The organism is Peristeroidobacter soli, from assembly GCF_004138485.1.
GTDB classification, from domain to species: domain Bacteria; phylum Pseudomonadota; class Gammaproteobacteria; order Steroidobacterales; family Steroidobacteraceae; genus Steroidobacter; species Steroidobacter soli.
The window spans coordinates 74,087-91,350 of sequence record NZ_RYEV01000008.1; the positions used below are offsets into that span (position 1 = coordinate 74,087).

Genomic DNA, 17,264 nt, shown 5'->3' on the forward strand with positions numbered 1-17,264 from the left:
GGGGAAGTCGACACACCCGGTTACGACTCTGACTGCGCGCCCATCGTGCGGGTTGCCGGCGCGGCGGGCTTCTCGCCTTCGATGGAAATGCCCTCGCGCGCGGCGAAGTCGGCCAGCGCCTGATCGGCGAGCGCATTCATTTCGGCTTCCTGCACGTTGACGCCGGTCATGTCGATGGAATCTTTCGCGACTCGCGCGCGGCCGGCGGCCTTGGTGCGTTCTTCCTCGACCATTTCGTGCAGACGATTGAGCGTGTCGCCCGAGCCGCCGATGCTGGTGATCATGCCCGAGGCCATTTCGTGGATCTCGGCCATGGCCTGATTCATCTTCATGTCGTTGATGGCGCCCTTCAGGCTTTCGATCTTGGCGCGCGCGGTCTGCACGGCCACGTCGCGGGCCTTGATCAGATTCTTGTACGTGCCCTCGGCCTGTTCGAGCTGCTTGCGGTTCTCTTCCAGCTGCGACTCGATGGTCTGCAGGCGCAGGGCGTACTGGCCGGCGGCCGACTTGTTACCGGCGCGCAGGTGAGCGGCCGTCTTGGCGCGCAGGTCCTTCTGCTCGGCTTCGAGCTTGCGCACCTGACCCATGATCCGTTCGCACAGGCCGGCATGCGTCGCCAGGCCCTGGTTGAAGTTCGCGATCTGCTTGCGGAGGTTTTCCTGCTCCAGTTCCAGCAGCGCTTCGGGATTGCGCTTCTCGATTCCCGAAATGAAGAGGGAGAAGAAGCCTTTGATGAGGTTTCCAAGCCGGCTGAACATGCACCCTCCGAGGATTCAGGCCCTTGGTCCGAGCCGTAAAAAGTGCGCAAAGCCTAACGAAATTCGCCGGTTCCTAGTAGCCATGCGGGGTGGGCGGCCGCCTGCCGCCGGTGAGCGCCCCGCCGCCACCGGTGGATTGCGCGCCGGTGCTACACTCGCTGCCATGGTCACCCCGATTGCGCCGCCCCCGGCTCCGAAGTACCTGCGCGAAGTGCTGGAGCTCGAGCAGCTCGACACCAACCTGTTCCGCAGCCAGGTCAACCAGATCAACGTCAATCGCACCCTGTTCGGTGGCCAGATCCTGGGGCAGGGCCTGAAGGCGGCCCAGCACACGGTGGCGCCGGACCGGGTCTGTCACTCGCTGCATGGCTATTTCCTGCTGGCCGGCGCCAGCGACATTCCTGTCATCTACGACGTCGAATTGACGCGCGATGGCGGCAGCTTCTCGACCCGCCGCGTCGTGGCCCGGCAGCGATCGCGACCGATTTTCCATATGGAGCTGTCGTTCCACCGGCCTGAGGAAGGCCTCCAGCACGAGGTGACGGTCAGCGGTGACGTGCCCGATCCGGAAGACCTGATGGACGTGCGCCAGCTGGTGGACAAGTTCGGCGACCGGCTGCCGAAGGGCGCGGTCGCGCTGCTGTCTCAGCAAAGCATCATCGAATTGAAGCCGGTGAATCCGGAAATGTTCATGCTCCGCAAGCAGTCGCTGCAGCGGGCGCAGTACTGGATTCGCTCCGCGTCGCCGCTGCCGGACGATCCGCTCACGCAGCTGGCCGGCCTGGCGTATCTGTCGGATTACTTCCTGGTCTCGACGGCGCTGCTGAAACATCCCACCGAGATGCAGAACAAAGACGTGATGATGGCCAGCCTCGACCACGCCATGTGGTTCCATAATCCGCCGCGAGCGGATGAGTGGATTCTGGTCGAAGCCGTGAGTCCGTTCGCTGGCAGCGCGCGTGGGCTGACGCGAGCGGAGATGTTTGGTCGCGACCGGAAGCTGGTGGCGTCGGTCGCGCAGGAGGGATTGATTCGCCTGCTGGATAAACAGGCGCGCTAGCCTCATCTCAAGCAGCCATCCCTGGAGCCTCGGCTAGCCGGATACATCCGGGTACCGGCGTTCGCGCGGTTCGACGCGACGTTAAGTCGCTTCGAAAAGGCATCCGCGCTCACCCCAGCGTCGCCGAGCGCAGCTTTTCCACGTCTTTCTTGCCGAGCAGCTTGGCCTGACCTGGCTTGAGATCGCCCGCGCGCAGCGGGCCGATTGCGACCCGCTCCAGCTCGCGAACTTTCAAGCCGACGCGCGCGAGCATGCGGCGAATCTCGCGATTCTGGCCTTCGCGCAACGTTACGCTCAGCATCGTGCGATCGCCGCGGGCGCGATCCACGAAACGTTTGATGATGCGGACCGATTCCATCGAGGCCTTCTTGGAGGTCTTGGTGCCATCGGAGGCCGGATTGACCAGATACATGCCGGCGCGCAGCTTTTGCAGCTGTTCATCGGTGGCGAGACCGGAAGTCAGCACCCGATATTCCTTGGCGATGCCGAACTTCGGATGGGTGAGCTGATAGGCCAGATCGCCGTCGTTGGTGATCAACAGCAGGCCGGTGGAATCGCCGTCCAGGCGACCGACAGGAAACAATCGCTCGTTGCTGCGTAAGGACTGAGGCACCAGGTCCAGCACGTTGCGGCGACCCTCGGGATCGCTGGTGGTCGTGATCACGCCCTTGGGCTTGTTGATCAGGACATAAATGAAGGAGCGCGCCTTGGCCGCGGCCTTCGACGAGCCGGTCGAGTCCGCGCTCTCTTCGGGCACGGGCAGCTCGATGACTTCGCCGTCGAGCTGGACCTCGTCGTTTGCCGGATCAACGAAGCAGGGCAGGGTGTCGACGATGCGCCCGTTCACGGCCACGCGGCCCGCGGTGATCATGTCTTCGCAGTCGCGCCGCGCGCCGAGGCCGGCGTCGGCCATGGCTTTTTGCAGCCTCACCCCCTTGGGAGCGGTGTCGGAAAGTCGCGACTTGGACATGGCGGAGCGTTATGTGGTCGAATCAGGGCGCGAAGCTTACACGGATTCCCGCGCCGGGCTGTCAGCTATGCGCGCAAAAGCTACCTATTTACGGAACTTCCCGGCGATGCGTCGGTTTAATTCCGATGCGTTTCGGGAGGACGGATGGTTCAAGAGCATTACGACCTGGTCGTGGTCGGCTCCGGGTTCGGTTCATTGTTTTTTGTCGAAGGGTACCTGAGCAAACGACCGGCGGCGAAGATCCTGATGCTTGAACGCGGTACGTTCAACTCGCACGCGTGGCAGCTCGAACAAGGCAAGAATTCGCCCATTCTGCCGGCCTCCACCTTCCGGACCGATGCGGCGAACAAGGTCTGGAATTTCACCATCGGTGTCGGTGGCGGCACGAATTGCTGGTACGCGCAGACCCCGCGCTTCCATCCCAGCGACTTCCGGATGCGCAGCCAGTACGGCGTGGCGCAGGACTGGCCGCTCGACTACGACGAGCTGGAGCCGTATTACTTCGCCGCCGAAACCAAGATGTCGGTCGCGGGCTCATCCGAGATGGGCGTGATCCTGCCGCGCTCGGCACCGTTTCCTCAGCCGCCGCATAAACAGACCGCCGTCGACGCGATCATGCGTAAGGCTCAGCCGGAGTTTCATGTTCCGATCGCTACGGCGCGTGCCAGTGTCGCGGACGCGGGTCGTCCGCCGTGCTGTGCCTCGGCACGATGCAATCTGTGTCCGGTGAATGCGAAGTTCACTTTCGAGAATGGCTTCACCAATTTGCGCGAGCATCCCAACGTGGAGATCCGCACCGAATGCGAGGTGACGCATCTCGATCATTCCGGCGGCACCGTCAGCGCTGCTGTATACAAGAAGGACGGCGCGGAGCATCGAGTCACCGGCGATTTGTTCGTGCTGGGCGCGAACGCGATTCATAGCCCGGCCATCCTGTTGCGCTCGGGGATCGAGCATCCATTGACCGGCGTGGGCATTCACGAGCAACTCGGGTACTCGTTGGAAGTGCTGCTCGACGGCGTGGACAGCCTCGACGGCGGCACGATCACGACCGCGCTGAACTATTCGCTCTACGACGGCGCGTTCCGCAAGGATTACGCCGGTGCGCTCATCTATTTCGACAACCGCTGGCCGCACGGCTTGCGCAAGGAATATGGACGCTGGCGCCAGCTCACACCGCTGGTCGTCGTGGTCGAGGATCTGCCGCAGGATTCGAACCGCGTCGTGCTCGACAAAGACGGCGTGCCGAAGGTGCTGCACGCGGATGTTTCCGACTACGCCAAACGCGGCGTGCAAGAGTCGTTGACCAACATCGAGAAAGTACTGGAGCCGCTGCCGGTGGAGCGCATCGACTTCAAGGGCATGCGCGACACCGAATCTCACATCCAGGGTTCGCTGCGCATGGGCAACGACCGGGCTTCGTCCGTGGTTGACGCCAGGCAGATTCATCACGATGTGCGCAATCTGGTGGTCGTCGGCTCATCGGTGTTCCCGTCGGGCCCGAATGCGAATCCCAGCTTGAGTGTGGCCGCGCTGTCCATGCGTAGCGCCGCCTTGATTGCGTGACGAAACATCGATGAACGAGACCAGCAAATTTTCCCCCGGCCGACGCAAGCTGCTCATCGCGAGCGGCGGCGTCGCTGCACTCGGCGTCTTCGGCGCCGCTTCGTGGGGACACCTGACGAACTATCGGGCCTCCTGGGTCGAGCGTGTGGTTCGCGAGAACCTGCCGGGCATCGATCTCGATCCCGGCTCGTTGCAAACGTTCATCAAGGACATCCTGGCCAACGAACGCATGAATCGTAAGGAAGTGAAGGTGACGGTATTCGCCGATCGCTTCGTGCCCTGGCTGCCGGCCCACATCTCCAAGGCACGCGATGGCCTGGAGGGGCTGGAACGTTTCGTGCTGACCGAATATCTGATCGGCAGCAACTTCTTCCGCATCCCGGATCCAAAGCACGAGACGATCGTTTACAGCGGCATGATCGTGGCGTGCCGGAATCCATTCACTTACAGTAGTGCTCCCGCCGTTAGCAGGGCATAAACGTTCCATGGTTTCCCGCCGCGATCTGCTGGTCACAGGTATGATTGCGGCGATGGCCCCTCCGATCTCCGCCGCCGCCAAAGCGCCAGCCCGCCCCAACGAAACGCCGGAACAGCTGGCGCGTAATGAACGCTACTGGCGAGAAGTAGCTGCGCAGTACGACGTCACTGGCGACGTCGTTCTTCTGGAGAATGGTTTTTTCGGTGTCATGGCGCGGCCCGTGCTGACTGCCTACGAGCAGAACGTCGAGCGAGTGAATCGCGAGAACTCGTATTACGCGCGGCTTCGATCCGCGGACGATCAGAACAAGGTTCGCGCTCGCATCGCTGCTTCGCTCGGCGTCAGTGCCGAAGAAATCGCATTGACGCGGAACGCGACCGAGGCGCTGCAAGCTCTCATTACCGGTTATGGCCGGCTGCGTCCGGGGGACGCAGTGTTATTTGCGGACCTCGACTACGACGCCATGCAGGACGCGATGCGTTGGCTGACTGCGCGTCGGGGTGTCGAAGTGGTGCGAATCGCACTGCCTGAGCCTGCGACATATCAAGGCATCATCGACGCGTATGCCGCGGCCTTCGAAGCGCATCCGAACATTCGAATGACGCTGCTCACGCATCTCGGCCATCGCACCGGCTTGATCGCGCCGGTGCAAGAAATCATTGCGCTGGCCCGCCATCGCGAAGTGGACGTGATTCTGGATTCGGCGCACGCCTGGGGTCAGATCGATTTTCGCCTGGATTCGCTGGATGTGGATTTCGCCGGCTTCAATGTGCAGAAATGGCTGGGCGCGCCGCTGGGCGTGGGCTTCATGTATATCCGCCGCTCACGGCTGGCCGATATCGAGCCGTACCTGGGCGACAGCAGCTTTCCGGCGGATGACATTCGCAGTCGAGTTCATTCCGGAACCGCCAACTTCGCGGCGTTCATGACGGTGCCCGACGCGCTCGACTTCCACGATGCCATCGGCACACCCGTGAAGGAAGCGCGCTTGAGATACCTGCGAGATCAGTGGGCTGAGGCCGTTCGCGATCACGGTGCTTGGGAAATTCTCACGCCGACCGACCAGCGTCTGTACGCGGGACTCACGTCTTTCAGGCGCAAAGGGCGGGCCGGGATCAAGGAGAACGTCGAGCTGGCCAAGCGCCTGCTGGAAGAAACCAAGATCCTCACCGTGTATCGATCGGGCGTCGAGTCGGGCGCCTGCGTGCGAGCGACGCCCTCGATGTTCACCAGCCTCGACGATGTCGAGCAGTTGCGCAAGGCGCTGGCAGGCCCCGCCGCGCGCTGGTGATCAGGCGCGCTGTTTCTTCGCGAATTCGTGATTGAGCAGGGCGCGCAGGCGAACTGCTTTCAACGGCTTGTGCATCATCGTCAGGCCAGCGGCGCTGACCTTGCGTAATTGCTCCGTCGCCGTGTCGCCGGAGATCAGCACGGCGGGAATGCCGTCGCCCAACTTCGCGCGCAACTCACGGATGGCGTCGATGCCATTGCGATCGCCGCGCAGGCGCAAATCCGCGATGATGAAGTCCGGCACGCGACCGTTGATGCTGGCCAGCGCCTGATCCGAGTCCATGGCGGTGATGCATTTGCAGCCCCAGCTTTCCAGCAGGCTCTGCATGCCGAGGCGCACCGATTCTTCGTCGTCGATCACCATGATGAGCTTGCCGCCGATCAGGTTCGGCACCTTCTGCTCGATGGTCGCGGCACCGGAGTGGATCTTGTTCGGATCGGCGAGCGGTACTTCGATACTGAAGCGCGAGCCGCGGCCCATCGTCGAGCGCACATTCAACGGATGCTCGAGCAGATTCACGATACGGCGCACCGTCGCGAGGCCCAATCCCAGGCCGCGCGAGCGATCGCGCGCCGGGTTGTTGAGCTGATAGAACTCTTCGAAGATGCGCTCGTGCTGCTCGGGCGGAATGCCGATGCCCGAGTCCCACACTTCGATGCTCACGCCGTTACGGCGCTTGCGGCACGCAACGATTACGCCGCCACGCTCGGTGTAACGAAGTGCGTTCGAGACCAGGTTGGACAACACACGAAACAACAGCGTCGGATCGGTGTACAGCACGCCCCGCGAGCGGCGTACGACCAGCTTGAGTCCTTTTTCCTCGGCTTGTTTGGTGAAGGTGCTGCGCAGACGATCCAGCACCAGGTTGGCCGGCACGATTTCCTTCTTGACCTCGACCTGGCCGGCGTCGAGCTTGGAAATATCCAGCAGGTTGTCGAACAGCTGTTCCAGCGATTCGGTCGCCTGCAGGATCTGATCGATCATGCGACGGCCCTGTTCGTCGACCTTGCCATTACGCAGCGCCGTCGCAAACAGACCGAGCGAATGCAGCGGCTGGCGTAGATCGTGATTCGCAGCGGCGAAGAACAACGATTTGGAACGGCTCGCGGACTCGGCGCGGGCGCGAGCTTGATCGGCCAGCGCATATTGCTGCTGTAACTGACCGACCAGCTGTTCGTTCTCATAGCGCAGTCGAATCTGCGCGACGATCACGCGCGCCTGACGATCGCCGAACAACAACAGATAACCCAGCACCGCGAACCACATCACACCGAGCGCGGCATTGCCATAACCGCCGAGCATGATGTAACGAAGCGCGAGCAAGCCGAACACCGGCGCGGTGAACGCGTGTAGCGCGGGAGGAAAGTGAGCGTGAGTGATGACGCTGATCGTGGCGCGAGCCGCAAGACATGCGGCGATCAAAGCCAGTGTCAGCGACTGATTCGAATCGACCAGCACGAAGGCCGACGATCCCCACACCAGGCCGGCGATGCCCGACGCCGCCGCGAACCGCCAGCCCCATGAGCTCGACGCGGTCGCGCGGTTGTCCGAATGTCGATAGCGCGAGGTGAGCGCCAGGCTGCCGACCTGCACCAGCAGGGTCGCAATCGACCAGCCGATGATTCGAGTGTGGTCGGTGTGCGGCCAGGTGATGACCGCGATCATCGCGACCATGAGCAATGCGGAGCCGGAGACGGCTAACGCATTCCCATACAACATTTCCACGCGCTGTTGCTCAACGCGTCGCAACAGTGCGGCGTCCATGGGGCGGCGGGCTTGTTAGAAAGGAGCGTTAGCGCGCGTTCGCGTATGCAGGCGCGGACGGCAGGAAGCCTCGCTTCTGCGCGACCAGCACCGCTTGCGTTCGATTGCGAACATTGAGCGCTTCGAACACCGCGCTCACATGCGCCTTCACCGTGCGCTCGGCAACGTCCAGAGCCCGCGCGATTTCCTTGTTGGAGAAGCCACGGCCCAGCATGCTGATGACTTCGAGCTGACGCAGCGTCAGGCCGTTCGGCTGCTCGGTGGCGGCGGCCAGGTTGGTGGTTTCGGGGACGAACACTTCACCGGCGAGCACCTTGCGGATGGCGCCGATCATCTCGTCGGCGGTGAACGATTTGGGAATGAAGCCGGACGCGCCGGCGGCCACCGCGCGGGCCGCGACGGCTTGCTGATCGTCGCCGGAAATCATGATGCAGGCGGTGGTCGGGAAGCGTTCGCCGATGATCTTGAGCGCATTGAACCCGTCGTCGCCCTTCAGGTGGATGTCCAGCAGCACCAGGCCGATGTCACTGTCCGTCTGCAGGGCCTGCAGCGCCTCGGGCACCGAGGACACGCTCAGCACTCCGGCATCCAGGTCGCTCTGCTCGAGCACCGCATGGAAACCGGCACGAAACAACGGATGATCATCGACGATGAGGATTTTCATGACACTGCCCCAAAACAGTTGCGCCCTACCCGATAAGGAGTGCAGGGCGTTCCGTCGCCGTGCCGGATCGGTTGTATACCCGATCTGAATCGGGTGCATCGTACTTCTGCGCTAGGGGGTGGGCAATGACCCTTTCGTGCCAGCTCGCGTCAAGCCGCCGACGCCGGAGTTTCCTCACAGCTGCAGCCCTGGTCCTTCAGCCACTGACGCAACCGGCGGAGTACTTCCGGGGTGGCGGTCGGGTCCTGCTTCAACCCCCAGTAGCCCTCGCACAGCAGCCGGCAGGCTTCGCTGGTGTCGCCCCCTTGCAGGCCCAGTGCCCGGCCCAGATAGGCCTTGGCCAGCAGTTCGCCCGGGTTGTTCGGGCCGAGCTGGACCGGCCAGATCTCCAGGGCCTTGCGGAGCAGGGCCTCGCCTTCCTTGCCGCCGGCCGCGGTATCGCGCTCGACCGCAATCCGTGCCTGCCAGGTCAGGGCTTCGGCGATGAAATAGTGGTTGGCCGGCAACGAGCGACCGCGAACATTGCGGCCATAGATGGCCAGCGCCTGCGCGAAGCCCTTCGTAGCTCCGTCCCGGGCGCCGGTGTCGTACTGCCAGCGCGCCAGATTGGCGTAGTCGTTGCCCACCAGCAGGTGCGATTCGCCACGGATCGCGATGCCCAGATCCAACGCCTTCTGCAGGTACTTGCCAGCGTCCTTGGCCTGCTTGGGCGAGGTTCGCAACAGCGAGCCGAGGTTGGCGTAAGCGTCGATGAGATTCGGGTGCCGGTCGCGATTCAGGGTGTTCACATACAGATCGATGGCGTTCTGATAGGCGCGGGCGGCGCCGGCGCGCTTGCCCTGCTGTTCGAGCACCAGACCGAAGTTCGCCAGGTGGGTGGCGTACTTGGGATGTTTGCGGGTCCCCAGTTGTTTCTGATCGAGCGCCAGCAGCGTCTTGTATGTTTGTTCCGCCGCGTCCGATTCACGCAGTGCGCCGTGCGCACGGCCCAGCACGTCCAGCAGCCGCGTCGTGTTCGGGTCGGTTTGGTACAGACCGGTTTGTTTCAGGATCTCGACGCCTTCGTTGGCGGCACCGACGGCATCGCTGAACAGGCCCTGCAACAGTTGCACGACGCCCAGTTCGACCAGGCTCGCCGCCACCGGCAGACCACGCTCGCCATATACCTTGCGATTGATCCGTAGCGCGTCTTGAACGGCGATCGTCGCCGCTTCGTAATCGCCGCGCTCGCGTTCCACGCGGGAATAGCTGTTCAGGCTCAGCGCCGTGGCGGGATGGTCGTTGCCGAAAAACTTGCGCCGGATCTGCAAGGCCAGCTCGATGAGCCTGGCGCCTTCTTCGAGCATGCCCCGGTTCAGTAGCGCAATGCCCAGCGCGTCGAGAACTGCAGAAGCCTGCTCAGGCTGATCGCCGATATCGAGGCTGTCATTGCCGGGCTGCGCGCCGCCCGCGCGACCCTTAGCTGTTTTTCCCGCACCCTTTTTCGGTGCTCGCGCGATGATGAGTCTGCCGATGTCCGGCGCGCCGGCGGTGGCGCGAGCCTTGGACTTTCCTTTGCCGCCAGCGGCGAACAGCGGACGCAGCGTCTTGGACTGAGCGACTTCATCGTCCGCGATCAGGATTCGCATGGCAGCCTCGCTTGTTATGTCGTGCGCGATACTGCAGGCCCGCGCCTGCATTCGCAACTGAACCAATGCTCTAGCGTGGTGAGCGCTCGGCCGGGGTCGACAGCGAAGTGAAATATTCCCTGGCGGCGGTGGGCCGTCCCATGGCGCGATATAAATCTTCGATCCAGGGACGAATGTCTTTCGCCAGCTCGCGATCGCCCGGGCGCGCGGAGTTATTCAGCAAGGGATAGGCTGACAGCAACGCCGGCTCGGCCTCCGCGTATTTACCGAGCAATGTTTGAGCTCGCGCGCGCGCCGCAGTGGCGATTGCGTAGCCGGCGCTGGTCTTGCCGTACTCCGCATCCCAGGCCGCCGCCGCTTCGGTGAGTGATTTGATGGCGACGGCGGGACGATTCTGCTCGACTTGCGTGCGGCCCAACATGGTCAACGTCGACGCGATGAAACCGCTGGTGGGTGGCAGCTTCCGGCGATACACGACCAGCGCTTCGTTCAGATATTGCTCGGCGCGGGCGAAGTCGTGCTTGCGGAAGGCCAGCCGCCCGAGGTTCTCCAGATCGTTGCCAACGTAGAAGTGGTCCGGGCGGACGCGGCGATTGATTTCCAGCACCCGCGACAATGTTTGTTCGGCGGCGGCCAGCCGGCCGGTCTCCATCTGGAAGCTGCCGAGCGCGCTCATCGTATCGATGGTGTCCGGATGCTCGGGGCCGAGCACGCGTTCGCTCAGCTCGACCGCGCGCCGGAACATCGGCTCGGCCTGGTCGGTGGCGCCGAGGTCGTGTGTGACGATGGCCAGTCGCACCAGATGACGAATGTATTGCGGATGTTCTTCACTGCGGGTCAGCCGGTCGATCTCCAGCGCCTGGCTCAGGTATTTCTCCGCCAGCACGTTGTCGTTTCGATGCGAGGCGATCTGCGCCAGGTTGTCCAATGGCGTGGTCAGCGATTCATGATGCTGGCCCAGGCGCGCGCGCCTGATGTCCAGACAGGACTGAAACAGTTTCTCCGCCGCCGCGAGCTCGTCCTTCTGCTTTTGAATGACGCCGAGGCGGCACAGGCTGGCCGCGGTCGCGACGCTGGCCGGGCCGGTCTTGCGCTCATTGATGTCGAGACTCTGTCGCGCCAGTGTTTCGGCTCGCGCGAGATCGCCGCTGTCGCTGTAAACACGGTTCAGGCTGTACAGGCTGCTGGCGACCGCGGCGCTGTCGTTGCCGAACAGCGAGCGCCGCAGCTCCAGGCCCTGTTCGATCAGCGGCTGGGCATCCTCGGGCAAGCCCAGGCCCAGATAGGCGCTGCCGATCGTGTCGAGCACATCGGCCTTGATGGCGGGCTGATTGCTGAGCTCGCTGCCGATGCGTTTCGCGCCATTGTCGAGGATCTGTCGCGCGGTGACCGAGTTGCCCCCCTGCAAGGGATCGGCGACCTTGAACGAGTCGATGAGGAAGCCCGACACCGCTTCGGCGCGCTCGCGCTGGTTGTTGGCGATGTTGCGTTCGGCTTCGGCGACGTCGCGCTCTTCCTTGATGCGCAGGGATTGCAGATAAACCGTCGTGGTGAAGCCGATCAGCACCGCCACCAGCGTGGCCGAGAGCCCGACGCCGATCGAGTGCCGGCGTACGAACTTTTCGGCACGATAACTCCATGAGTCGGGGCGCGCCAGAATCGGCAGACCTTGTAGATAACGATCGACGTCGCCGGCCATTTGTTCGGCGGAGGAATAGCGGCGCTCGGGCTCCTTACGCATCGCCATGGTGACGATGTTGTCGAGGTCGCCTCGCAGCTGTCGACGCAGTTTGCTCACGCTGACCGAACGTTGCGCGGCGACTTGCTCGATACCCTCGTGTTCCTGGCGTTCAGCCGCCGCGATCACATCGCTGGGCAGCGGCGGCATGTCTTCGCAGATGGTTCGTTCCAGCTCCGCAAGCCGCTTGCCGCGCAGGACGAAAGGTTTGTAGCCGCACAGCAGTTCATACAGCAGCACCCCGAGGACATAGATGTCGCTGGCGGTGGAGATCAGTCCGCCGCTGATTTGTTCGGGGCTGGCGTGATCGGGGGTCATGACGCGGATGTCTTCGTGCGTCACGGCCATGGTGTGCATCAGATCGCGATCGTCGAGCATCTTGGCGATGCCGAAGTCGAGCAGCTTGGGCGCGCCGTCGGGCGTCACCAGAATGTTCGAGGGCTTCAGGTCACGATGCACGACCAGGCCCTGATGCGCGCGATGCACCGCCGCGCAGACCGTGATGAACAGGCGCAGCCGTTGCTCGATGGTCAGCTGCCGGCGATCGCAATAGATATCGAGCGGCTGGCCGTCGATATATTCCATGACGATGTAGGGCGTGCCGTCCTCGGTGGTGCCACCGTCGTACAGGCGCGCGATGTTGGGATGATCCAGGGTCGCGAGGATCTGCCGTTCCTGGCGCAATCGACCCTGCACGTGTCGCGACAGCAGGCCTCGACGCACCAGCTTGATCGCGACGTTCTGGCGGAATTGCGCGTCGGCGCGCTCGGCGAGAAATACTTCACCCATGCCGCCCTGGCCGAGACTGCGCACCAGGCGATACGGCCCGATCAGCCGGCCGGCGGGATCGGGCGACTCGGGTTCGAGCGGACCGGGATGAGGCTCGCCGCCGGAGTCGAACCATTCCTGGCGCGACAGCAGCGCCTCCTGCAAATGTGACGAAGTCAGGTGCTCATCGTCGCAGGCGGCCCGGATGAATTGCAGTTGCTGGTCCGGCGGCAGCGTCTGGGCGTGCGCCAGAATCTCATCGAGCGAGCGTTTGCGGATTTCCGTCACGGGTACCAAGGATCAGTTGTCGGTCTCGCACCGCCTGTGCAACCATTCCCTCGAATTAAATCTTCAGGCTATTCAGGGAGCGGGTCATGTTTCAGCAGCAAGACCAGGCAGCGCCGTTTTCCAAGGGTCTGTTCGGCGGGGGCGGCGTCGGTCGTCACGTCCGGCCGTTTCAGCCACGGCCGGAATGATCATCGCCATCCTAATCCCGCGCCTCGGTTAGTCAACGTCGCGGGGCAGGGCCAAACGGTCAAGGGGGCACGGAGCCATGCAGGATCTTTCCCGCCGTCATTTCGTAACGGGCGCGGCCGCCGCCACGCTCGCGGTACCGTTCATGGGCAGCGCCGCCAGCCGCGACAAACCCAGTCCCGGCAAGAAGCTCGGCGTCGCCCTGTGCGGGCTGGGCAAGCTGAGCACCGACCAGATCGCGCCGGCCCTGCAGAAAACTCAGCACTGCCGGCTCGCGGGCATCGTCACCGGCAGCACCGGCAAGGTGGATGAGTGGCGTAAGAAATACAGCCTGCCGGCCCGCAGCGTTTATACATACGACACCATGCATCGCATGGCCGACAACGACGACATCGACATCGTGTACGTCGTCACTCCCAACGCACTTCATCTGGAGCACACGGTCGCCGCCGCCAAGGCCGGCAAGCACGTGTTCTGCGAGAAGCCGTTGGAAATATCGGTGGATCGTTGCCAACAGATGATCGATGCCTGCAAGGCGGCGGATCGCATGCTCGGTACCGCGTATCGCTGCAGATTCGAGCCGCACCACATCGAATGCATCCGGATCGCGCGCGAGCAGGAGTTGGGGCCGGTGCGCATCATCGAAGCGGGCTTTGGTATCGATGTCGGGGCGGCCGATCAGTGGCGGGTGAAGCGTGCGCTGTCGGGCGGCGGTGCGTTGATGGATGTTGGTATCTACGCCTTGCAGGCAACGCGTTATCTCACCGGCGAGGAGCCGGTGCTGGTGTCGGCGACGGAAACCAAGACCGATCCGGTGAAGTTTGCGCAGGTCGATGAAACCGTGACCTGGACGGCGCAGTTCCCGGGCGGGGCGATCGCGTACTGCACGGCCAGTTTCAAAGTTCACGGCATCAAGAACTTTCGCGCCACGGCCGATCGCGGCTGGTTCGAGCTGGACCCTGCGTACTACTACGGCGGCATCAAGGGCGTGCGCAGCGACGGCAAGCCGCTGTCGTTTCCTCAGGTCGATATGTTCGCGGCCGAGCTCGATGATTTCGCACGATGTGTCAACGAGAAGCGTCCCACCAGCGTGCCCGGTGAAGAGGGCATGCAGGACGTGAAGATCCTGGCGGCGATTTATGAATCGATTCGGACCGGACGGGCAGTGAAGATTTGAAGACCCACCCCCTGGCCCCCTCCCGGACGGGAGGGGGAATCAACTTTTAAAAAAAGGTTTTCTTTCCAGAAGGGTTCTGCGGACGGTCAATCCGCGGCCACGTGCGCCGTGCCGCCGGTGCTCGGTCGGCGGGCGAACCAGACCAGGCCGATCATGGCCAGGGTCAGCCAGGACGAGATCCAGAAATAATCGATCGACGACAGCAGATACGCCTGCCCGACCATTTGTTTGTTGAGTGCCGCCAGCGCGGCGCCATCCGACATGCCCAGTGAATGCAGATGCTTCAGTGCCTCCTGCATGGGCGCATCGAACGCACTCGAGCTGTTGGCCAGATGCGCCTGATGGAACGCCTCGCGGCGATCCCAGAACGTGGTCGTGATCGACGTGGCGAAGCTCGCGGCGATGGTACGCAGGAAGATCGCCAGGCCCGACGCCGCCGGCACGCGCTGCGGCTCGATGCGGTCGAGCATGATCGTGAGAATGGCGACGAAGAACGTGCCCATCGCCAGCCCCTGGATCAGCTGCGGGATGATGAAGTCCATGGGCGCCGCTTCGGTGGTCAGCTGCGCTCGCATGTAATAAGAAACAGCGAAGGCGACGAATGCCAACGAGGTCAGCCAGCGAGCGTCGTACCTCGCGAGGAAGCGCGCCGCCAGCGGCGACACGATCACTGCGATCAAGCCGCCGGGCGCGGCGAGCAAGCCGGCCCATGTCGCCGTGTAACCGAGCTGCGTCTGCATCCACAGCGGCAGCAACACGATGTTGCCGAAGAACACGGCGTAGCCCAGACACATCGGGATCAGCGCGAACGTGAAGTTGCGGCTCTTGAACAGCGACAGATCGACGATGGGATGTTTCTCGGTGAGCTCCCAGATCAGCCAGGCGGCGAATGCGATCACCGACACGATGGTGAGCGTGACGATGAACGGCGAGGAGAACCAGTCCTCGTCCTTGCCCTTGTCCAGCATGATCTGCAGCGCGCCGACCCACACCACCAGCAGCGACAGGCCGATGGTGTCGACGGGCAGCTTGCGAGTCGGCGTCTCACGGTTGCGCAACTGGAACCAGCAGACGGCGAACGTGAAGATGCCGACCGGGATGTTGATATAGAAAATCCAGGGCCAGGTCGCGTTGTCCGAGATCCAGCCGCCGAGCATCGGGCCCATGATGGGCGCGACCAGCGTGGTCATCGACCACAGCGCGAGCGCCAGTCCCTTCTTCGCGGGAGGAAACAACATCAACATCAGCGCTTGCGAGCCCGGCACCATCGGTCCGGATACGGCGCCCTGCAGGACGCGGAAGAACACCAGCGATTCCAGATTCCAGGCCACGCCGCACAGGAACGAGGCGACCGTGAAGGCCAGCACCGCGAACACAAACGTCCGCACGATGCCGAAGCGCTGCATGAGCCAGCCGGTGAGCGGCACGCTGATGCCGTTGGCGACGGCGAACGAAGTGATGACCCACGTGCCCTGGTCCGCCGACGCGCCGAGGTTGCCGGCGATGGTCGGAATGGAAACGTTGGCGATGGTCGTGTCCAGCACCTGCATGAAGGTGCCGAGCGCCAGCGCCAGCGCGGTCACGGCGAGTTGGCCGCCTTGCATGGGCGCTGGCCCGGCCGCAGTCGCAGTGTTCGTGCTCACTGGGAGGTTCCTCGCGGAGCGCGCTGGTTACCGCTTGGCCTGACGCGAATCGGCGGACTCGATCGACGCAACCGTTGCGCCACGAGTATTCCGGCGCGTGCTGCTCGCGACCGCGCCGTTCGCCGTCGCATTCTGATGAATGATCTCGGCGATGCGCTGCTCGATGCCCGTGTCTTCACCGACGCTCTTCTGCAGCGGCTGCGGCGTGTTACGGACCTGCGCGGCCACCAGCGGGCCCGACGTGTCGCGCACTTCGATCTTCGCGTGCATCGACAGACCGACGCGTAGCGGGCTCTGCTTCAGCTGCTCGGCGTCGAGCGTGATACGCACCGGCACGCGCTGAACGATCTTGATCCAGTTGCCTGACGCGTTCTGCGCAGGCAGCAGGGCGAACGCGCTACCACTACCGGCGGCGAGGCCGGCGACCGTGCCTTTGTACTCCACGTCCTTGCCGTAGATGTCAGCATGGATGCTGACCGGCTGACCGACGCGCACGTTCTTGAGCTGGCTCTCCTTGAAGTTGGCGTCGATCCAAACATCATCCAGCGGCACGACCGCGAGCAGTGGCGCACCGGCACTCACATGTTGACCGAGCTGGACACCGCGCTTGGCAATCGTGCCGGACACGGGCGAGCGAATCGTCGTCCGACGCAGCGCCAGCGACGCATCACGCAGCTTGGCCGCCGCGGCCAGCACGTTCGGATGGTCTTCGAGCGTCGTGCCTTCGATCTGTGCGAGCGTGGCATCGAGCTGTCGTTGCGCGGCATGCAGCGCCGAGCGCGTCGCTGCGATCGTGTCTTGAGCGTGCGCGAGCTCTTCACCCGACACGGCGCCATCGGCCACCAGCGCCTGGCGACGGGCGTAATCGCTCTGAGATTTCTTCAGGTCGGTCTGGCGCTCGGCAATCTGAGCGCGCAGTTGGTCGGCCTGCGCGTACAGCGCGCGAACCTGTCGAACGGTGCGTGCCAGTTCGGCCTCGGCGGCGGATACGGCGATGTTTGCATCGGCCGGATCGATCTCGACCAGCACCTGGCCGCGTTCGACGGATTGCGTGTCGTCGACGTGCACGCCGAGCACGGCGCCCGGCACTTCGCTGGTGATTTGCACGATGTCGCTGGCGACGTAGGCGTCGTCAGTGCTTTCGTAGTAGCGCGCGACCGTAAACCAGTACGCGGTATAGCCGATGGCGGCGATCGCTACGACGGCAGCGAGGATCAGCAGACCCCGCCGGCGGGAGCCGTTGCCGTTGGCAGCAGGAGCAGTGGGTTCGCTCATAAGAATTCCG

Annotated in this window: 13 protein-coding genes; 5 read left to right on the forward strand and 8 right to left on the reverse strand. The window is 63.5% G+C overall.

The window, feature by feature from the left end; genetic code table 11:
- Nucleotides 1-20 precede the first annotated feature (20 nt).
- The gene (locus EKO19_RS31570; RefSeq protein WP_129781412.1) at nt 21-758 is read right to left on the reverse strand and encodes a PspA/IM30 family protein; all 738 of its coding nucleotides are present in this window, start codon (nt 756-758) and stop codon (nt 21-23) included.
- Nucleotides 759-921: 163 nt separating this feature from the next.
- Between EKO19_RS31570 and EKO19_RS31575 the strand changes: the two genes are divergently transcribed.
- Nucleotides 922-1,818: an acyl-CoA thioesterase gene (locus EKO19_RS31575; protein ID WP_129781413.1), complete on the forward strand. Its 897-nt coding sequence runs from the start codon at nt 922-924 to the stop codon at nt 1,816-1,818.
- Between the two features lie 109 nt (nt 1,819-1,927).
- On the opposite strand, the gene EKO19_RS31580 is transcribed toward EKO19_RS31575, so the two are convergent.
- Nucleotides 1,928-2,788 carry a pseudouridine synthase gene (locus EKO19_RS31580; protein ID WP_129781414.1) on the reverse strand — a complete coding sequence of 287 codons (861 nt, stop codon included), beginning with the start codon at nt 2,786-2,788 and terminating at the stop codon, nt 1,928-1,930.
- Between the two features lie 144 nt (nt 2,789-2,932).
- Here EKO19_RS31580 and EKO19_RS31585 point away from each other — a divergent pair, with 144 nt between their 5' ends.
- The 3 genes from EKO19_RS31585 to EKO19_RS31595 are packed head-to-tail and all read left to right on the forward strand — an operon-like array spanning nt 2,933 to nt 6,123.
- Nucleotides 2,933-4,354: a GMC oxidoreductase gene (locus EKO19_RS31585; RefSeq protein WP_129781415.1), complete on the forward strand. Its 1,422-nt coding sequence runs from the start codon at nt 2,933-2,935 to the stop codon at nt 4,352-4,354.
- Nucleotides 4,355-4,364: 10 nt separating this feature from the next.
- Nucleotides 4,365-4,832 (forward strand): hypothetical protein, encoded by a 468-nt coding sequence (locus tag EKO19_RS31590; RefSeq protein WP_129781416.1) that lies wholly within the window; start codon nt 4,365-4,367, stop codon nt 4,830-4,832.
- A 52-nt stretch (nt 4,833-4,884) separates the two neighbouring features.
- Complete coding sequence (locus EKO19_RS31595; RefSeq protein WP_217705740.1) at nt 4,885-6,123, forward strand: aminotransferase class V-fold PLP-dependent enzyme; 1,239 nt, start codon at nt 4,885-4,887, stop codon at nt 6,121-6,123.
- On the opposite strand, the gene EKO19_RS31600 is transcribed toward EKO19_RS31595, so the two are convergent.
- From EKO19_RS31600 to EKO19_RS31615, 4 genes are all read right to left on the reverse strand, one after another.
- A complete protein-coding gene (locus tag EKO19_RS31600) occupies nt 6,124-7,887 on the reverse strand; it encodes an ATP-binding response regulator (protein WP_129781418.1) in 1,764 nt (587 codons plus the stop codon).
- A 28-nt stretch (nt 7,888-7,915) separates the two neighbouring features.
- Complete coding sequence (locus tag EKO19_RS31605; RefSeq protein ID WP_175597258.1) at nt 7,916-8,551, reverse strand: response regulator transcription factor; 636 nt, start codon at nt 8,549-8,551, stop codon at nt 7,916-7,918.
- A gap of 149 nt (nt 8,552-8,700) precedes the next feature.
- Nucleotides 8,701-10,179 (reverse strand): tetratricopeptide repeat protein, encoded by a 1,479-nt coding sequence (locus EKO19_RS31610; protein ID WP_175597259.1) that lies wholly within the window; start codon nt 10,177-10,179, stop codon nt 8,701-8,703.
- 70 nt (nt 10,180-10,249) lie between these two features.
- Nucleotides 10,250-12,973 (reverse strand): tetratricopeptide repeat protein, encoded by a 2,724-nt coding sequence (locus EKO19_RS31615; RefSeq protein ID WP_129781421.1) that lies wholly within the window; start codon nt 12,971-12,973, stop codon nt 10,250-10,252.
- A 265-nt stretch (nt 12,974-13,238) separates the two neighbouring features.
- On the opposite strand from EKO19_RS31615, the gene EKO19_RS31620 reads away from it, so the two are divergent.
- The gene (locus tag EKO19_RS31620) at nt 13,239-14,336 is read left to right on the forward strand and encodes a Gfo/Idh/MocA family protein (protein ID WP_129781422.1); all 1,098 of its coding nucleotides are present in this window, start codon (nt 13,239-13,241) and stop codon (nt 14,334-14,336) included.
- An 86-nt stretch (nt 14,337-14,422) separates the two neighbouring features.
- Here the strand turns inward: EKO19_RS31620 and EKO19_RS31625 are convergent, their stop codons facing one another.
- Both EKO19_RS31625 and EKO19_RS31630 read right to left on the reverse strand, forming a co-directional pair.
- A complete protein-coding gene (locus tag EKO19_RS31625) occupies nt 14,423-15,940 on the reverse strand; it encodes a DHA2 family efflux MFS transporter permease subunit (protein WP_129781669.1) in 1,518 nt (505 codons plus the stop codon).
- A 66-nt stretch (nt 15,941-16,006) separates the two neighbouring features.
- Nucleotides 16,007-17,254, reverse strand: coding sequence for an HlyD family efflux transporter periplasmic adaptor subunit (locus EKO19_RS31630; RefSeq protein WP_129781423.1), 1,248 nt, complete (start codon nt 17,252-17,254; stop codon nt 16,007-16,009).
- Between the last annotated feature and the right edge of the window lie 10 nt (nt 17,255-17,264).